General features: G+C 70.2%; 11 protein-coding genes and 1 pseudogene. 10 read left to right on the top strand and 2 right to left on the bottom strand.

Annotated elements, in window-relative coordinates; genetic code table 11:
- The first annotated feature begins 107 nt into the window (after nt 1-107).
- The 4 genes and pseudogenes from ACTQ49_RS11355 (at nt 108) to ACTQ49_RS11340 (ending at nt 7,390) form a co-directional block, all read left to right on the top strand.
- Nucleotides 108-2,978 (top strand): MMPL family transporter, encoded by a 2,871-nt coding sequence (locus ACTQ49_RS11355; protein ID WP_441827952.1) that lies wholly within the window; start codon nt 108-110, stop codon nt 2,976-2,978.
- Between the two features lie 8 nt (nt 2,979-2,986).
- Nucleotides 2,987-5,425, top strand: coding sequence for a YhgE/Pip family protein (locus ACTQ49_RS11350; protein WP_441827951.1), 2,439 nt, complete (start codon nt 2,987-2,989; stop codon nt 5,423-5,425).
- A pseudogene (locus tag ACTQ49_RS11345) lies at nt 5,326-6,516 on the top strand (winged helix DNA-binding domain-containing protein). The gene ACTQ49_RS11350 and the pseudogene ACTQ49_RS11345 overlap by 100 nt, the downstream one beginning before the upstream one ends.
- Before the next feature lie 100 nt (nt 6,517-6,616).
- Nucleotides 6,617-7,390, top strand: coding sequence for an Fpg/Nei family DNA glycosylase (locus ACTQ49_RS11340; protein ID WP_441827950.1), 774 nt, complete (start codon nt 6,617-6,619; stop codon nt 7,388-7,390).
- 71 nt (nt 7,391-7,461) lie between these two features.
- Here ACTQ49_RS11340 and ACTQ49_RS11335 read toward each other — a convergent pair whose 3' ends face one another.
- Both ACTQ49_RS11335 and ACTQ49_RS11330 read right to left on the bottom strand, forming a co-directional pair.
- Nucleotides 7,462-8,124 (bottom strand): response regulator, encoded by a 663-nt coding sequence (locus ACTQ49_RS11335; protein ID WP_441827949.1) that lies wholly within the window; start codon nt 8,122-8,124, stop codon nt 7,462-7,464.
- Nucleotides 8,121-9,335, bottom strand: a complete 1,215-nt coding sequence (locus tag ACTQ49_RS11330) for a sensor histidine kinase (protein ID WP_441827948.1) — start codon at nt 9,333-9,335, stop codon at nt 8,121-8,123. The genes ACTQ49_RS11335 and ACTQ49_RS11330 overlap by 4 nt, the downstream gene beginning before the upstream one ends.
- Before the next feature lie 152 nt (nt 9,336-9,487).
- Here ACTQ49_RS11330 and ACTQ49_RS11325 point away from each other — a divergent pair, with 152 nt between their 5' ends.
- From ACTQ49_RS11325 to ACTQ49_RS11300, 6 genes are all read left to right on the top strand, one after another.
- Nucleotides 9,488-10,210, top strand: coding sequence for an ABC transporter ATP-binding protein (locus tag ACTQ49_RS11325; protein WP_441827947.1), 723 nt, complete (start codon nt 9,488-9,490; stop codon nt 10,208-10,210).
- A complete protein-coding gene (locus ACTQ49_RS11320) occupies nt 10,207-10,980 on the top strand; it encodes a hypothetical protein (RefSeq protein ID WP_394275232.1) in 774 nt (257 codons plus the stop codon). The genes ACTQ49_RS11325 and ACTQ49_RS11320 overlap by 4 nt, the downstream gene beginning before the upstream one ends.
- A complete protein-coding gene (locus tag ACTQ49_RS11315) occupies nt 10,980-12,200 on the top strand; it encodes an erythromycin esterase family protein (RefSeq protein ID WP_441827946.1) in 1,221 nt (406 codons plus the stop codon). The genes ACTQ49_RS11320 and ACTQ49_RS11315 overlap by 1 nt, the downstream gene beginning before the upstream one ends.
- Before the next feature lie 253 nt (nt 12,201-12,453).
- Entirely contained in the window at nt 12,454-13,896 is a 1,443-nt protein-coding gene (locus tag ACTQ49_RS11310) for a phosphodiester glycosidase family protein (protein WP_441827945.1), read from the top strand.
- Nucleotides 13,897-14,400: 504 nt separating this feature from the next.
- Nucleotides 14,401-14,979 (top strand): sugar O-acetyltransferase, encoded by a 579-nt coding sequence (locus ACTQ49_RS11305; RefSeq protein WP_441827944.1) that lies wholly within the window; start codon nt 14,401-14,403, stop codon nt 14,977-14,979.
- A gap of 366 nt (nt 14,980-15,345) precedes the next feature.
- Nucleotides 15,346-17,664: an esterase-like activity of phytase family protein gene (locus ACTQ49_RS11300; protein WP_441827943.1), complete on the top strand. Its 2,319-nt coding sequence runs from the start codon at nt 15,346-15,348 to the stop codon at nt 17,662-17,664.
- The last annotated feature ends 144 nt before the right edge of the window (nt 17,665-17,808 follow it).

Here is a 17,808-nt window from a genome sequence, read left to right as displayed (position 1 = left end):
CTGGGTCGGCTTGTGGAGCGGCTTTGTCAGGTCTTCGACAAAGGGTACACTCCTGTATCGGATACAACACTGTATCGGATTCTCCTTCGCATCTCGGGGTCGCCTCCATGTCTTCCTTCCTCTATCGCCTGGGCCGCAGCTGCCATCGCAATCACAAGCGCGTGCTGGCGCTGTGGCTGGCGATCCTCGTGGTGCTCGGCGGGCTGGCCGGCCTCGCGGGAGCCGAATACAGCGACGACTTCAACATTCCGGGTGCCCCGTCGCAGGAGGCGCTCGACCAGTTGCGGTTGACCTTCCCGGAGGCCGCAGCCACCACGGCAGAGGCCATCGTCGTGCTTCCCGAGGGGGAGCGGGTGGGCGACGAGCAGGCCAAGCAGGGCATCGAGGCGGTCGTCAAGGACTTCGGTGGTGACCCCATCGTCACCAGGGTCACCAGCCCCTTCAGTGGCCTGAGCACCGGCATGATCAGCGACAACCAGCAGGCGGCCCTGGTGCAGCTGCAGCTGGAGGGCTCCATGGAGGAGATCACCGACGAGGACCGGGAGCGGCTCATCGCGCTGGCCGACCGCGTCGAGGCAGACCTGCCCGACGGGTCCCAGGTGCACATGGGTGGCCAGGCCTTCTCGATCGAGGTGCCCACCCTGAGCGCCACCGAGGTGGTCGGCGTCGGCGTGGCACTGGTGGTGCTCTTCCTGTCACTGGGATCGCTGCTGGCCGCGGGGCTTCCCCTGATGACCGCCATCGTTGGCGTCGTGCTGTCCCTCTTCCTGCTGATGATCTCGGCGGGTCTGGCCAAGGTGAACTCCACCACCCCGATGCTCGCGGTGATGCTGGGCCTGGCCGTGGGCATCGACTACGCGCTGTTCATCCTGTCGCGTCACCGTGAGCAGCTGCGCCCCGTCGAGGGCGTCGAGCCGATGGACGCCGAGGAGTCGACCGCCCGCTCGGTCGCCACCGCCGGATCGGCCGTGGTCTTCGCCGGCCTGACGGTGTGCATCGCCCTGGTGGGGCTGGGGCTGGCCAACATTCCCTTCCTCACCATCATGGGTGTCTTCGCCGCCATCGCCGTCGCCCTGGCCGTGGTGATCGCCCTCACCCTGCTGCCCGCGCTGATGGGCTTGATGGGTGAGCGTCTGCGTCCCCGCGCCCGCAAGCGGCGTCGTCGCAAGGCCCCCGGGCGAGGTTTCTTCGGCAACTGGGTGCGCCTGGCCACCCGGCTGCCGCTGCTCACCGTCGTGCTGGTCACCGCCGTGCTGGGCGCGCTCTCCGTGCCGGCCGCGAACCTGCAGATGAGCCTGCCCAATGCCGGCCAGGCCGAGGCCAGCAAGCCGCAGCGCGTCACCTACGACCTGGTCAGCGAACACTTCGGCCCCGGCTACAACGGCCCGTTGATCGTCACCGCAGACATCCTGGGCAGCAATGACCCGATGGGCGTCATGGACACCCTCAAGAAGGACATCGAGTCGACCGAGGGCGTCGCCAAGGTGCTCATCGCCACTCCCAACCGCAATGCCGACACCGGATTCGTCCAGGTGGTGCCCACCACGGGCCCCGACGACCCCGCCACCGCAGACCTGGTGCAGCGGCTGGTGGACCAGCATGACCAGTGGGCCGAGACTCCCGGCGTGGAGACCGCCGTGACGGGATCGACCGCCATCCAGATCGACGTCTCGCAACGCCTGGCCGGTGCCCTGCTGCCCTTCGGCATCTTCGTGGTCGGGCTGTCCTTCGTGCTGCTCATGATGGTCTTCCGCTCGGTGTGGGTGCCGCTGAAGGCCACCGTCGGTTACCTGCTGAGCGTCGGCGCCGCCTTCGGCGCCACCCAGCTGGTCTTCAACGAGGGCATCGGGGCCGGGATCATCAACCTCGAGAAGCCCGTGCCGATCATCAGCTTCATGCCCATCGTCATCATGGGCATCCTGTTCGGCCTGGCCATGGACTACGAGGTCTTCCTGGTCAGCCGGATGCGCGAGGACTTCGTGCACGCCGTGCGCAAGGATCCGGCCGGTGACCGTGACCGGCTGGCCCGCGCTGCGATCGCCAGCGGCTTCACCGCCTCGGCGCAGGTGGTGACCGCGGCCGCCGTCATCATGTTCGCGGTCTTCGCCTTCTTCGTGCCGGAGGGCATGGGGCCGATCAAGCAGATCGCCTTCGGCCTGGCCGTGGGTGTGGCCGTCGACGCCTTCGTGATCCGGATGACCCTGGTGCCGGCCGTGCTGCAACTGCTCGGCGCTCGCGCCTGGCACCTGCCGCACTGGCTCGACAAGATGCTGCCGGTGCTCGACGTCGAGGGCGAGGGCCTGCACCGCGAACTGGAGCTGGCGCAGTGGCCCAGCCCGGATCATCGCGAGGCGCTGCATGCCGAGGGATTGTCGGTGGAGGGCATCTTCGAGCAGGCCTCACTGCACCTTGACCCGGGGCAGGTGGCCGTCGTGCAGGGCGACTCGTACCCGCGCCGTGCCCTGCTGCTCACCCTGGCCGGACGGCTGGACGCCACCGACGGAAAGGCACGAGTGGCCGGTCTGCTGCTGCCCGAACGGGCCGCCGAGGTGCGCCAGGCCACCGCCTTCCTGGAAGCGGGCAGCAAGTCGGGTCTGGAGCGAGACCTCGCCTCGGCCCTGGGCCGCGCTCCCCGCGTGGTCTTCGTCGACGGGGCCGACGCCCTCGCCGGCCCCGAGCTGGCCGCCCTGGACCAGGCCATCGCCGACGCCCGCGCCCTCTCCCCGTCCCCCGAGCTTGCTTCCCCGGTCCCCGAGCCTGTCGAGGGGCCCCCGCTCCCCGAGCCTGTCGAGGGGCTCCCGGTCCCCGAGCCTGTCGAGGGGCCCGCCTTCGTCCTGGGGCTGCACGACCGCGAGGCCATCGCCCGTTGGCGGGCCGATCGCACCATCGCGCTGCTCACACCCGACCCCGCCACGCCGCAGCCTCGCCCCGAGGCGCCCGAGGCCACCACCGAACGTCAGCTCGTCGAGAGCCTGTGAGGACAACCATGAACATCCCCATCTTCCACGCCGAGCGCGCCAACTCCCACGTCCCGTTGCGACGCTGGAGCCTGCTGGCGCTGGTGCTGGTTCCCCTACTGGTGGCCGGCGTCCTGCTGGGTACCGCCTGGGGCCGCGACGACCGGCTCGGCAAGATCACCGCCGCCGTGGTGAACACCGACGAGGCGGTCAAGGTGGACGGACAGACGGTGCCGATGGGCCGCCAGCTGGCCGCTGAGATCGTCGCCAAGCCCAGCAAGAACGTCACCTGGAAGCTCAGCGACCCCTCCGACGCCGCCGCCGGGCTGGCCAGCGGCGAGTACGCCGTGGTGGTGACCATCCCCAAGAACTTCTCCGCGGCGGCCACCAGCGTCGCCGACGCCAAGACCGCCCAGCAGGCCACCATCGACGTGCAGACCTCCCCGTCGTCGGCGGTGCAGGACGCCCAGATTGCCCGTGAGGTGGCCGAGATGGCCGCCCAGAGCACCAACGCGATGCTCACCGGCAACTACCTGGACAACATCTACGTGGGCTTCAACACCATGGGCAAGCAGATCACCACGATCGGCGACGGGGCCTCCCAGCTGGCCGACGGTGCCGAACGGCTGGGTGACGGCACCGTCAAGGCCGCCCAGGGCGTCGGTGAACTGGGCAAGGGCATGAACGAGCTGGACGCCAACGGCGCCAAGCTCGACGAGGGTGGAAGCCAACTGGCCAGCGGGGCCCAGGAATTGGGCACCGGCGTGGCCGAGTACACCAAGGGCACCGGCCAGGTGGTCGACGGCATCGGGCAACTGGCCGGTGGCATCAACCAGCTGGAGTCCGGCCTGGAGCAGTCCAGTGGCACGGGCCAGTTCGCCCAGCTGGGCCAGCTGAAGCAAGGAGCCCAGCAGCTCTCCGACGGTGCCTCGGGCGTGTCGCAGGGCGTGGACGCCTACCAGCAGCAGCTGGTGGCCTGGCGCGACGGCAAGGCACCCGTCCCGCCGCAGGTGATGGAGGCCTACACCGAACAGTTCGGTGAGGGCTGCGCCACCCAGGTGGCCGACGCGATGCGCACCCAGCTGGGGGAAGAACAGATCGCCCAGTACCAAGCAGAGCTGAAGCAGGCCGTCGCGACGCAGCTCGACGAGCTGCCCGCAGAGATGGAGCTCACCCCCGAGCAGAAGGCCGAGGTGCTCAAGCGGATCCAGCTGCCCGCCGCGGAGCAGATCAGCGAGGTGCTGACCGATCCGAAGCGCACCTCCCAGGTGGCCGAGGCCGTCTGCCCCGAGGTGGAGAAGCTCGCCGAGCCCGCCTTCACCGGCGGCTTCCGGGCCGGCGCCGGGACCGCCGCGGCCGCCCTGGACCACAAGGATCCCCAGACCGGGCAGAGCCTGCGCTCGGGAACCAAGAGTCTTGCCACCGGCGCCAACCAGCTCTCGGGCGGCGTCACCCAGCTCGTCGATGAACTGCCCAAGCAGATCGAGGCCCAACTGGGGCAGCTGAAGTCTGGCGTCAAGGAGCTCAGCGACGGCGCCGACACCCTGGCCAGCAAGTCACAGCAACTCAAGAGCGGCGGCACCCAACTGACCGACGGGGCCAACAAGCTCAGCACCGGCCTGGACGAGTACACCAAGGGCGTCGGCCAGTACACCGACGGGGTGCACCAGGCCAACCAGGGCGTGCAGGAGCTGGCCACCGGCATGACCGACCTGGCCGCCGGCAGCACCAAGCTGTCCGAGGGCACCCGCACCTTTGCCGAGAAGGTCTCCGACGGGGCCAAGGAGGTGCCCAGCTACAGCAAGCAGGAACGCGAGAAGCTCTCGGGTGTGGTGGCCACGCCCGTCTCCGGTGATGCCGAGCGCTTCGCCACTCCGCTCAGCCAGCTCACCTCGCTGCTGCTGGTGCTGGGTGCCTGGTTGGGTGCCCTGGCCACCTGGCTGCTGATGCGTCCGATCGCCTCCCGCACGCTCACCTCGTCGCGTCCCAGCTGGCAGCTGGCCGCGGCGACCATGGTGCCCGGCGCCACCGTCGCGGTGGGGCAGGCCGTGCTGCTGGGCATCCTGGGCAGTACGGTGCTCGACCTCGGCCTGTCGAACGGCGTGGTGCTCACCGCCTTCCTGATGCTCACCACGCTGAGCTTCACCGCGATCAACCACGCGCTGGCTGCCTGGTTCGGCGGCCTCGGCCGTGCCGTGGCGGTGTTGCTGGGGGCCGTCGCCGCGGCGGTGGGCATCGTCTCGGCCGTGCCCGGCGTCTTCACCGCGATCCATGGGGTCAGTCCGCTGGCCCCTGCCCTCGACGGGGTGCGTCGCGCCGTGATCGGCGAGTCCCTGGGCGTCGGCCCGGTCGGAACCTTGATTGGACTGTGGCTGCTGGCGGCCATCGCCTGCCTGCTCGCGGTGGTGCGTCGGCGTCGGCTCTCCCCGGCCCGTTACCGCAGGGCCGCCGGACGCACCGGCGACTGACCAGCGGAAGGCGGCCACCCGTGGAGACAGCGGCGGTCCTGCAGGTGGTCGGGCTGCGGCTCGCTGCCCAGCAGTTGACGGGTCCACGGGCGCCGTCGGTGGCCGAGGCGGTGCGCAACTCCCTGGCGGTGCAGGCCCAGGACCCGCCGCTGGCCCGTTGGTCACTGGGGCTGCGCAGCGGTGCCGACGACGCCTCGGTCTGCGCTGCCGTCGATGCGGGCGAGGTGTTGCGCACCCACGTGCTGCGCCCCACCTGGCACTACGTGCACCGCAACGACATCCGCTGGCTGCTCGAACTCACCGGCCCCAGGATCATCAGCGGCAACCGCGCACGGCAGCGCCAGCTGGGCATCGACGAGGAGCTCTGGGCCCAGACGCAACAGGTGCTGCGCCGGGCGCTGGCCGACGGACCCCTGACCAGACGCCAGCTCTAACCACTGCTGCCGGTGCCCGCCTCGTCGCCGCAGCCGAACCAGACCGTCGCCCACCAGCTGATGATGGCCGAGGCCACGGCGCTGGTCTGCTCCGGCCCGCTGGCCGCGGACGAGCACACCTATGTCCTGCTCGACGACGTGGTTCCGCCCTCGGAACCCCTGCCCCGCCAGGAGGCCGCCACCCGCCTGGTGCACCGCTTCGTCGCCGGCCACGGACCCACGAGCCTCCGCGACCTGCAGCGCTGGAGCAACATCACCCGTACCGAGGCCCGAGCGGGCCTGGCCAGCGGCGGCTTCGAGACCGGCACCGTGGACGGCGTGGAGCTGTGGTGGCGGCCGGATGCCCCGGTGGCAGGGCTGGACGGGGTGCACCTGCTGCCCACCTTCGACGAGGCCTGGCTCTGCCATGACCACCCGCGCTTCCCCCGGCTGGCCGGGCACCGGCTGGGCGAGCTGCACCTGAGTGCGGCAGAGGCCGGCTGGGGCCTGGTGATCCGTGACGGGCTGGACATCGGCAGCTTCCGCCGGCGGGTGGTGTCCCGTGCCGGCAACCGTCATGTGGCGGTGGAGTTCACGCTCGCCGAGGGGGTGCCGGAGGACCCGGCGCTGAAGGCGGCGCGGGATCGGATGCTGGCCTTCTTCGGCGCTGCGCACTGAAAATGCAGCACATACGGCCACGGATGACATTTGAACGTGTCGTGCGCCGTGACGGCCGCATTTTCAGCAGCAGGAGCGCGGCGCCGGGCAGGATGGGCCCATGCCCGAAGGTGATTCCGTCGCCCGCTCCTGCGCCAAGCTGCACGCAGCCCTGGCCGGCCAGGTCCTGACCCGCGCCGAGCTGCGCGTGCCCGCCGCAGCCACCGCCGACCTCGCCGGCCGGAGCGTGCTCGAGGTGGTGCCGCGCGGCAAGCACCAGCTCACTCGCATCGAGGGCGGCTGGACCATCCACACCCACCTCAAGATGGACGGCACCTGGCGCATCGTGGGAGCCGACGAGCGCACCCCCGGCCCCGCCCACCAGGTGCGTGCCCTGCTGGTCACCGAGACCCACCAAGCGGTAGGCCTGCGGCTCGGGCTGGTGGAGCTGGTGCGCAGCGACCACGAGCACGAGGTGGTGGGCCACCTCGGCCCCGACCTGCTCGGACCCGACTGGGACGAGGAGGTGGCCGTCGCCAACCTGCTGCGCGAGCCCGGCCGCACCATCGGCGAGGCACTGCTAGACCAGCGCAACCTGGCCGGCATCGGCACCATCTACCGGGCCGAGAGCCTCTTCCACCAGCGGGTGAACCCGCGCACCCCGGTGGGTCGGGTGCCCGACCTGCTGGGCGTGGTGCGCACGGCCCAGCGCCTGTTGGAGGCCAGCAAGGTCACCCGCGTCCCCACTGCCTCGAACCGGGACGGCCGCTGGGTCTACGACCGTGCCGGGAAGCCCTGCCCGCGCTGCCACACCCGCATCGAGTGCGAGGAGTTTGGCCCGCTCACGCAGGAGCGACTGAGCTGGTGGTGCCCGCGCTGCCAGCCGCTGCGCTGAGGCGGAGCCCACGGCGCGACCAGCCTCGCGTGGCTTGCCTGGCCTCGCTCGGGTTGCAACCCGAGCGAGGCTCAGGAACCCGAGCGGGAGCTCCCGGCGTCGCGCACGATCATCGCCACCGAGACCCGGTTGTCGACGCCCAGCTTGGTGAAGGTGCTGGTCAGGTGCGACTTCACCGAGGCCAGGCTGAGGTTCATTCGGGTGGAGATCTGGCTGTTGGTCAGGCCCTGGGCCACCAGCGCCGCCACCTCGCGCTCACGGCTGGTGAGCCGGGCCATCGCCTGCTGGGCGGCCACCGTCGCGGCACCCGGACCGCTGGACTCAGTGGCCACGCTCACCAAAGTGCGGGTGACCTCGGGCGAGAGCACCGTCTGGCCCTGCTGGACGCGACGGATTGCCTCCAGCAGCTCCGTGGGGTCGGCGTCCTTGAGCAGGAAGCCGTCGGCCCCCAGCCGCAGGGCGCGCACCACGTAGTCGTCGGTGTTGAAGGTGGTGAGCATCAGCACGCGGGGACGCTCGGGGAGCGCGGCCAGCGCCTCCATCGTCGCGAGACCGTCAGTGCCGGCCATCCGGATGTCGAGCAGGATGACGTCGACGGGGTCGTCGGCCAGCAGCCGTAGTGCCTCGCCGCCGTCTCCTGCCTGCCAGGCCACCTCCATGTCGGCCTCGCCGCGCAGGATGTAGCCGAGCCCGGTGCGGACCATCGGGTCGTCGTCGACCAGCGCGATCCTCATGCAATGCCCTCCTGGCGGGGTGTCGGGGCCAGCGGCAGCGTGGCGTCCAGGACGAATTGTGCCCCGTCGCTGCCGTGGACGAGCTCACCACCCAGCTGTTCGACGCGCTCGGCCACCCCCACTAGGCCCAGGCCGGAGCCGGAGCGGTCGGGGGCTGCGAGGTCGGCCAGCGGGTTGGCCACACGCAGCCGCAACCAGCCGTCGCGCTGCTGCACCTGCACGACGGTGGGAGCACCGGGAGCATGCCGGCAGGCATTGGTGACGCCCTCCTGGACGATGCGAAAGGCGTTGCGGGAGACGGGTTCGGGAATGGTCTCGAGGCTGGCGTCAAGCTCGAGGCGCACCTGCTGCCCGGCCTCGGTGGCCTCGGCGACCAGGGTCGAGAGCCCGGTGAGGGTGGGCTGGGGTGGCTCGGGGGAGTCCTGGCTGCCTCGCAGGGTGGCGAGCATGCTGCGCAGCTCCACCAGCGAGGCCTTGGCATTGGCCTGGATCAGGCCGGCCAGTTCGGCGCTCTCGGCGTCAGACTCGCGCAGCCGGTGGGAGAGCGCGCCGGAGTGCAGGGCGACGAGCGAGATGCGGTGGGCGACCACGTCGTGCATCTCGCGAGCGATGCGTTCGCGCTCGGCCAGACGGGCCTGCTCCAGGCGTGCCTCGAAGCTCTCCTGCCGTGCGGTGCTGGCGACGGCGCGGGCGGTCTCGGCCTGGCTGGTGGCCTGTCGCAGCCATCCGACCATCGTCGCCAGGGCAATCCCGATGCACGAGATGGTCACCTCCACCCAGGACGTCTGGGTGGTCGGCTGGCCCAGCGCCGCCCACAGTGGCACGTTCACGGCCTTGGCGGCGCAGAGCAGCACGGCGCTGGCCAGGCCCCAGGTGCGACGGCTGGATCGGGCCACCTCCTCCTGGGTCACCAGCGCCGCGCCGAAGAGTGGGGGAGTCAACGGCCACAGCAGGGCGATTCCTGCCAGGGCAGCAATGCGACGTCGTGGCAGCAGGGCGATGAGGGCCAGCGCGACGACGGCCCCGCCCAGCAGGAGCCACACCTCCGCCACGGGCAGGTGCCCCCGGCCCCTGGGGTTCAGCCACGGGGCCAGCCAGTAGGCCACCAGCGGAGTCAGGTAGTAGCCAGTGCCCAGCAGTGCCACCAGCCATTGCAGGCCGGTCGGTCGTCGACGCCGGGGTGCTGTGGTGGAGGAAAGGAGTTCGGGCACCCGTCCAGTCTCACAGCCGCGGGCGCGGCGGCCCAGATGGCCGATGGGCCAGTCGGCCCAGCCGATGGGCCATCGGCTGGTCCCCGAAGGATTCCGCGACGGCGGCCTGCTGCCCGAGGCGGCCACCCGGCCGGCTGGCGTGGGCTGTGACCATGATCGAGATCGAGAACCTCACCAAGCGCTTCGGCGCGGTACAGGCCCTGCAGGGGGTGTCCGTCGGCGTCTCCGCCGGCCGCATCGTCGGCTTCCTCGGCCCCAATGGCGCCGGGAAGTCCACCTGCCTGCGCATCCTCACCGGACTGGTCCGGGCCGATGCCGGCAGCGCTACCATCGACGGCCGCCCCTATGGGGAGCTGGAGGTGCCCGGCCGCAGCGTGGGAGTGCTGCTGGGCACCGAGTCCTTCCATCCGGGACGCACCGGGCGGGAGTGCCTGCGGCTGGCGGCCCTCACCCAGGGCCTTCCGGCCGCTCGCGTCGACGAGGTGCTCGACGAGGTGGGCCTGGGACGGGCAGAGGCGAGTCGCCGGGTGGGCGAGTACTCGCTCGGCATGAGGCAGCGACTGGGGGTGGCCCAGGCCTTGCTGGGCGACCCGTCGGCGCTGGTGCTCGACGAGCCGACCAATGGGCTGGACCCGCAGGGGCAGCGGTGGCTCTCACAGCTGCTGCACGAGCGTGCCGAGCGGGGCTGTGCCGTGCTGTTGAGCAGTCACCAGTTGCATGACGTGGCGCGCCTGGCGCATCGGGTGGTGATGATCGGCGGGGGCCGGGTGCTCCAGGACGTGGCCGTCGCCGAGGTGGCCGACCTGGAGGAGCTCTACTTCGGGCTCACCGAGGGCATCGACCGTGGGCGCGTGCAGCTCGGGGGTGTGCGATGACCGCCGTGCACACGACGACCCGCGCGGGTCTGGCCCGCACCACGTTGGCCCGCACGACCCTGGCCCGCGCCGTGGCCGTGGAGCTGCACAAGCTCGTCGACACCCGCGGGCAGCGTGCGGTGATTGCCGGCGGACTGCTGGGCATGGCGGCCTTCGCCGGCGGTCGGGCCCTGTGGCCCACCACCGGCACCGACATGTGGCAGCTGGCGACGATGGCCTGCGGGCCGGCGGGCTGGATGCTGCTCGTCCTGGCGGTGCTGCTGGCCAGCGGCGAGTTCACCCGGGGCACCATCGAGCCGAGCCTGCTGCAGGACCCGCGCCGCGGCCGGCTGGTGACGGCTAAGCTGCTGGCGGTGCTGGTGGCGGCACTCGTGCTGCTGCTGGTGGCCGTGGTGATGGGTGTTGGTGCCGCGGTCATCGGCCCGTGGATCACCGGCGACGCGATCCCCCTTCGCGGGGATGTCGGCCGGCTCGCCCTGGCCGCCGGACACCTGGCCTTCACCGGCGTGGCCGCCCTGGGCTGGGCGCTGCTCACCCGCAGCGCACCCGCCCCCATCATGGTGCTGCTGCTGTGGCCGACGATCGCGCTGCTGCTGGCGTCGGCATCCGCGGTGGCCGAGCGGCTGCTGTCCTGGGTCAGCCTCGACGCCGTCTGGGCGTTGGCGGATCCGTCGCCGGGTTCCTGGGCCCGACTGGGCACGTCGATGCTGGCGTGGGCCGTGCTGCCGCTGGTGGCAGGCCTGGTGCGACTGGTGAGGGGTGACCTGTGATGAGGAGGACTGCGGTGGTGGTGCTCGTCGTCGCCCTCATGGTGGGTGGTGCCGGAATCGGTCTGTGGCGCCACGTCACGGCTCCGGCCGGTGTTGCGGAGGCGGTCGAACTGGCCGATGTGCAGCTGCCCAGCCGTCTCACCGAGGCCACCGTGCTGGCCGTGGGGGAGGCCACCCATGGCACCGCCGAGTTCCGGGAGGCCTGGACGACCATCGCCCTGAAGGCGGCCGAGGAGGGCTTCACGACGATCGCGTTGGAGGAGAGTGCCGGCCCGGTGAGCCAGGTGGACGCTTGGGTGCAGGGTGGCCCGGGCAGTGCCGAGGAGGCGGCCGGACGCTTTGGCTTCGCCCTCAACCGCACCCGCCAGATGGCCGACTTCCTGACCGCTCTGCGGAAGTGGAATGCCGCCCATCCCGAGGACCCGGTGCGGCTGCACGGGCTGGACGTGCAGCGCGCCGTCCCCGACCGTGAGGTCGCCCTGGAATGGTTGCGGGGCAAGGATCCCAAGGCTGCTGCGAGACTGGCTCCGAGGCTCGACGCGATCACGCGCGACACCGCCTGGGAACAGGACCAGGCCCGGGCCATGCTGGAGCCCGCCCGGCAGCTGGCCGCGGCCGTCGAGCGTGCCGCCCAGGGTGCCGGCGACGATGCGAGCCTGCGGGCCCGTCTGTCGGCCCGCACCCTGGTGCAGGGGATGGAGCGGGGCAGCGAGGGCATCGACTCGTGGGACCGGGATGCGGCCCTGCACCAGAACCTGCGTTTCCTGGTGGAGCAGCGTGCCGGTGCCGGTGGCAGGCACACGCTGCTGCTGGCCCACAACGGGCACGTGGACAGGTCGGGGGCTGCGACGATGGCGCCCGGGAGCAAGCTCGGCGTCCTCAACCACCAGCACTGGGGCGACGACTACAGCGTGGTTGGCGCCGACGCGCACCGGGTCCGTCTGCAGGACGACGGCAGCGTGCACTCCTTCACCGTCGGTTCCCCGGTGCGGGGGATCTTCGCCGGGACGCGCATCGGCTTCGTCGACTTCGCCGAGGTTGCGCCCGCCAACCGGGCGGTGCTGCAGGAGCAGCATCCGATGGCCTCGGCAGGAAGCCCCTTCGCCGCCTGGCAGGCGTGGCTGCCGCCGATGCACCAGATCGGGGTGGTTCCGGCCACCAGTTGGGACGCCCTGGTCTACGTCACCGACAGTCACCCCACCGACCCGTTGGAGGGGTGACGACGGGGGCGTCGTCAAGCATTCATCCAGCGGTCATCCGGCAGCCCTTGTCGGGTGACCGCCCGGGTCAGTTTGATCGTTCCATGCATACCCACAACCCCACCCGTGCCGCCGTCGCCGCTCTCGGCGCCGCAGCCCTGACCATGCCCTTGGTCACCACCGCCGTCGCGAAGCCGGCCCCGCGCCCGCCCCCGTCGCCGGGCAGCTCACCCTCGGCGCCCCCGACCTGCACGAGACCCGCACCACCACCACGGTGCAGCGTGGCGTCACCCACACCCTGGTCACCCGCGGCGCCACCGACGCGTCGCTCGGCTGGGTGGTCGAGGTGAACATGCCGTCGCTGGCCACGAGCCCCGACCGGAGCGGCCCCGCCCGCTCCGTCCAGGACAAGGCGGCCGCCGAGGACACTCGCGCGAAGCTGGCCGAGGCCGGCTTCGCCGCCACCATCAGCGCCGTCGAGCAGCCCGCCGTCGCCGACCTGCCCGCCAGCACCCTGGGCCACCGCCTGCGCCTCGACCAGACTTCCGCCACCAAGGCCGAGGCCGACGCGCTGGTGTCCGAGCTGAAGGCCAAGGGCTTCAGCTCCCGCTCCTGGTTCACCGGCTGGGACGGCGGCACTGACGCCAAGGGCCCGTGGCGCATCAATGTGCTCACCATCGACCCCAAGACCTTCACGGGAACCCTCGGGGCCACCTACGGCCCCGACCTCGCCACCCGCGAGAAGACCACCGAACTGGCCGCCTTCACGCGCGCCAGCGCCACCATCAATGCCGGCTTCTTCGTGATGGACCCGAAGGCCGGCGCCGAGGGTGATCCCGCCGGTGCGGGCATCTACGACGGCAAGCTGGTCAGCGAGACCATCACCGGCCGCCCCGCCCTGGTGCTCGACCCGAAGGCCCGCCACACTCGCATCGTCACCCCCGTGTGGAAGGGCGTCGCGATCCTCGACAAGCAGCGCTTCGAGCTCGACGGTGTGAACCGGGTCATCGGCCTCATCCGCGACTGTGGTGGCGACCTGACCGACAAGGTCACCCATCTGCCGCTGCACGACGTCACCTGCACCGACGACGCCGAGACCATCGCCTACACCCCCGATTTCGCTGCCACCACCCCTGCCGGTGAGGGTGCCGAGGTGGTGCTCGAGGGCACTCGCGTCGTGGCCGTGAAGACGGAGCGCGGCACTGCCCTGGAGGCCGGCCAGACCTCGATCCAGGCCACCGGCGAGCACGCCGCACGCCTGCTCGACGTCGTGCAGACCGGCGAGCGCGGCGCGTGGAGCCAGGGCATGACCGATGGCCGCGCCCGGCTCGACAAGCCGCGCACCACCGTCGTCAACGGAGGCCCCGAGCTGGTGCGCCACGGCGACCTGCACGTCACCCAGAAGCGCGACGGCATGAACCAGCCGCTCAACCCGTCCTTCGACTACGGCTGGGTGCTGCAGCGCAATCCCCGCACCTTCGCCGGCATCGACGCCAAGGGTCGTACGCTTCTGGTGACCGTCGACGGCCGCCAGCTGACCGACCTGGGCCTGAGCATCCCCGAGACCGCGCAGGTGGCCAAGGATCTTGGCATGGTCGACGCGATCAACCTCGACGGTGGTGGCTCCACCGCCATGGTGCTCGACGGTGCCCTTGTGACCAGCCCTTCCGACGCCGCGGGCGAGCGCCCGGTGGGTGACGCCATCTTCATCCGCTGACCTGCGCTCTGTGTTCGACGGGTGCACCCCGGCCATCATCTGGGCCGCGGTGCACCCGTCGGCGTCTGCAGGAAGCCGCCTCGCACGTCGTGCCCTGGGTCCGGGGGGTGTCGCGCCCTGAATCCGGGGGGTGTCGCGCCGCGGATCCTTGGGCGTCGCCCCCGCCCCTCGCACGTCGCGTGGGTTCCACCCTCTCGCGTGGGAACCTGCAGGACGCGTGGGTTTGGTCTTCTCGCGTGTGCAATACCCGTCGCAGATGTATGGAAACCACGCGGCGTGGAGTCAGGGATGTCCAATCCCGCGCGGGACGACCAAACCCACGCGACGCCGGGTCCTGGGGACTCATGCGACGCCCGGTCCACGGGTGCCCGCGCCACGCCGGGTCCAGGGGTGCCCGCGCCACGCCGGGTCCAGGGGTACCCACGCCACGCCCGGGCTGGGGTACCCAGCCAGATTGCCCCTCCTGTCAGCCTCGACGCTTCGGGGCGCCGGTAGCGTCGAGGCATGACCGACTACTTTGCCGGAGACCCCAGGACGAATCGCGAGCGAATGCTTGCGGGTGACCTCTACATCGCCGATGATCCCGAGAGCGGCCGCCTGGCCCAGCGCGCCGTCGAGCTGCAGGAACGCTATCTCCAGGCCTGCGTCGAGGATCCCGAGAATGCCCGAGCCCTGCTGGAGGAGCTGATCGGTGATCTGGGCGAGGGGGCCTTCGTCAAGCCGCCGCTGCACGTGGACTACGGGGGCCAGATCAGTATTGGGGCCCGCACCTTCATCAACTACAACTTCACGGCGCTGGACGTGGCGAGGATCACGATCGGCGAGGACTGCCAGATCGGCCCCAATGTTCAACTGCTCACCCCGACGCATCCCCTCGACGCGCAGATGCGTCGCGACAAGCTCGAGGCCGCCGAGCCCATCACGATTGGTGACAATGTCTGGCTGGGTGGCGGGGTGATCGTGCTGCCCGGTGTGACCATCGGGGACAACACCGTGGTGGGTGCCGGAGCGATTGTCAGCAAGGACCTTCCCGCCAATGTTCTGGCGCTGGGGCAGCCGGCCAAGGTGGTCCGCGAGCTCTGAGCCGGGCAGCGTCAGAATCTGCCCTCGACTCCGGGTGGGCAATCAAACCCACGCGACGTGCGGTGCCCCGGGCAGTGCACCCATGGCTCGCGTGGGTTGCATCGTGTCGCGTGCGTTGTACCCGTCGCGGGGCGATCAAACCCACGCGGCGCGGGGTGAGCCGGCCGGGTGGGCGATCAAACCCACGCGGTGCGGGAGGGGCTGGCCGGGTGGGCAACCAAACCCACGCCGGGCAACCAAACTCATGCGACGTGCAGGGGCATCCACCAGCTGGTCGCACGGCGGGCATGATCTCGTCCCGGGGTGTTCACCCAAGTCACATCCATGGGAAACCTGAGCATCAGCTGAACGCGGTTGGCTGTACCCATGCGTACCCCACACATCTCGCGCCTCGCCGCCGTCGCCCTTGGCTCGGCCGCCCTGGTGCTGCCCCTGACCGCTGTTGCCCCCGTCCACGCCGCGCCGGCCGACCAGCCCGCACCGAAGGCGGCCAAGGCCAAGACGACGAAGACCGTCGTCCCCACCCTGGAGGCCCGCGCCCAGCTGAGCGCCGACTACATCGCCAAGGGCCCGGAGTCGGGCGCCAAGGTCACCGAGAAGAATGGCCGCAAGGGCCCCTTCCCCGGCCAGGTCATCCCCGGATTCTCTGCCATGGCCGAGATCGGCGACGGTTCCTTCTGGGGCCTGCCGGACAACGGCTTCGGCTCCAAGGCCAATTCCGATGACTTCCTGCTGCGCGTCTACAAGGTGAAGCCGCAGTGGGAGACCGCCGACGGCGGCAAGGGCGAGATCAAGGTGCAGAAGTTCGTGCAGCTGCGCGACCCGAACCACCTGGCTGGCTTCCCGATCGTGAATGAGCACACCAAGAAGCGTCTGCTGACGGGTGCCGACTTCGACGTCGAGTCGCTGGTGGTGAACAAGGACGGCAGCTTCTGGATCGGCGAGGAGTTCGGCCCCTTCCTGCTGCACTTCAGCGCCGACGGCGTGCTGCTGCGCAAGCCCGTCCCGATGCCGGTTCCCGGCAAGGCTTCGGCTGCTGGCGTCGAGCTGGTCAAGAGCGCCAGCAACCCGCACCTGGCCAAGGGTGAGGAGGCCAACCTGCGCAACTCGAAGGGTTTCGAGGCCCTGGCCGCCAGCCAGAACGGTCGCTTCCTCTACCCGATCCTCGAGGGCTACCTGAACGGCGATGACAAGCGCACTCGCATCATCAGCCAGTTCGACACCCGCACGAACCGCTACACCGGCCGCACCTGGAAGTACCAGGCCGACACCGATGACAACCTGGTGGGCGACGCCTTCATGACCGACGGTAAGAAGATGCTCATCGTCGAGCGCGACGACTTCTGGGGCGCCGAGAGTGTCACCAAGCGTGTCTACGAGATCAACCTGAACAAGGTGGAGAAGGACGGCTTCCTGCGCAAGGAGCTGGTCGTCGACCTGCTGAAGATCGACAACCCCGATGGCATCGGCATGGAGACCTTCCCCGGCCACGGCGTCGTCAAAACCTTCACCTTCCCCTTCCAGAGCGTCGAGACCGTCGTTCGTCTGAAGGATGGGCGTCTGCTGATCGCCAATGACAACAACTACCCGGGCAATGACGCGCGCAAGCCCGGCACCCCCGACGACACCGAGATGGTGATCCTGGACCTGGCCAAGAAGAAGGTCGAGGCCTCGGATCCCAACCACATCGTCTTCGCCCACCGTGGCGCCTCGGGCTACCGTCCCGAGCACACGCTGGCGGCCTATGAGGTGGCCATCAACCAGTGCGCCGACTACATCGAGCCCGATCTGGTGAGCACCAAGGACGGCGTCCTGGTGGACCGTCACGAGAACGAGATCAGCGGCACGACCGATGTGGCCGACCGCCCCGAGTTCGCCGACCGCAAGGCCACCAAGACCATCGACGGCAGCGAGATCACCGGCTGGTTCACCGAGGACTTCACGCTGGCCGAGCTGCGCACCCTGCGCGCCAAGGAGCGTCTGGGTGAGCTGCGTCCTGGCAGCGCCGAGTTCGACGGTCTGTACCAGGTGCCCACCTTCGACGAGGTGGTGGACCTGGCTCGTCGCTCGAAGACCTGCGACGGCAAGCCCGTCGGCGTGATCCCGGAGATCAAGCACGGCAGCTACTTCGACTCGATCGGCCTGAGCCAGGAGGAGGGCACCGTCAAGGTGCTGGAGGCCAATGGCTACGGCAAGAAGAACTCGCCGGTGGTCATCCAGAGCTTCGAGGTGGGCAACCTCCAGCAGCTCAACCAGATGACCAAGGTGCAGCTGGTGCAGCTGATGGACTGCTCGGGTGCTCCGGCAGACTTCGTCGCCTCGGGCAACACCACCACCTACAAGGACATGCTGACCCCGTCGGGCATGAAGAAGGTGGCCAAGTACGCGGACAGCGTCGGACTGTGCAAGAACCTGATGATCCCGAAGAAGAAGGACGGATCGCTGGACAAGCCGTCGGACGCCATCAAGAACGCCCACGCCGCGGGCCTCGAGGTGACCGGTTGGACCTTCCGCGCCGAGAACTCCTTCCTGCCGAAGGACTTCCAGAGCTCGAGCAATCCCGCCGAGATCGGTGACATGAAGGCCGAGATCAAGACCTTCCTGGCTGCCGGCATGGACCACGTCTTCTCCGACCAGCCCGACGTGGCTGTCGAGGCCGTTCGGGAGTTCAAGCAGGGCAAGTGATCCAGGAAGTCGTCCCGGGCTCTTGAGTGCCCGGGGGGGTGTCCCTATGTTGCTCGTCAAGCGGCGAGGGGTATGGGTGAGGGTTCTGGCGTCGGGGCGGGTGCTCGGTAGGGCTCCCGGTTCTTGAGCATGGCGAACAGGACG

Origin of the sequence: Luteococcus sp. Sow4_B9 (genome assembly GCF_052116585.1) — a bacterium.
Classification (GTDB): domain Bacteria; phylum Actinomycetota; class Actinomycetes; order Propionibacteriales; family Propionibacteriaceae; genus Luteococcus.
The sequence above is the reverse complement of the archived record's forward strand: the minus strand, read 5'-3'. Positions and strand labels throughout refer to the sequence as shown.

Excerpts from the sequence above, each read along its gene's own strand:
- ACTQ49_RS11320 (WP_394275232.1), top strand. The coding sequence starts at position 10,207 with ATGACCGCCGTGCACACGACGACCCGCGCGGGTCTGGCCCGCACCACG.
- ACTQ49_RS11325 (WP_441827947.1), top strand. The coding sequence starts at position 9,488 with ATGATCGAGATCGAGAACCTCACCAAGCGCTTCGGCGCGGTACAGGCC.
- ACTQ49_RS11305 (WP_441827944.1), top strand. The coding sequence starts at position 14,401 with ATGACCGACTACTTTGCCGGAGACCCCAGGACGAATCGCGAGCGAATG.
- ACTQ49_RS11300 (WP_441827943.1), top strand. The coding sequence starts at position 15,346 with ATGCGTACCCCACACATCTCGCGCCTCGCCGCCGTCGCCCTTGGCTCG.
- ACTQ49_RS11350 (WP_441827951.1), top strand. The coding sequence starts at position 2,987 with ATGAACATCCCCATCTTCCACGCCGAGCGCGCCAACTCCCACGTCCCG.
- ACTQ49_RS11335 (WP_441827949.1), bottom strand. The coding sequence starts at position 8,124 with ATGAGGATCGCGCTGGTCGACGACGACCCGATGGTCCGCACCGGGCTC.
- ACTQ49_RS11340 (WP_441827950.1), top strand. The coding sequence starts at position 6,617 with ATGCCCGAAGGTGATTCCGTCGCCCGCTCCTGCGCCAAGCTGCACGCA.
- ACTQ49_RS11355 (WP_441827952.1), top strand. The coding sequence starts at position 108 with ATGTCTTCCTTCCTCTATCGCCTGGGCCGCAGCTGCCATCGCAATCAC.
- ACTQ49_RS11315 (WP_441827946.1), top strand. The coding sequence starts at position 10,980 with ATGAGGAGGACTGCGGTGGTGGTGCTCGTCGTCGCCCTCATGGTGGGT.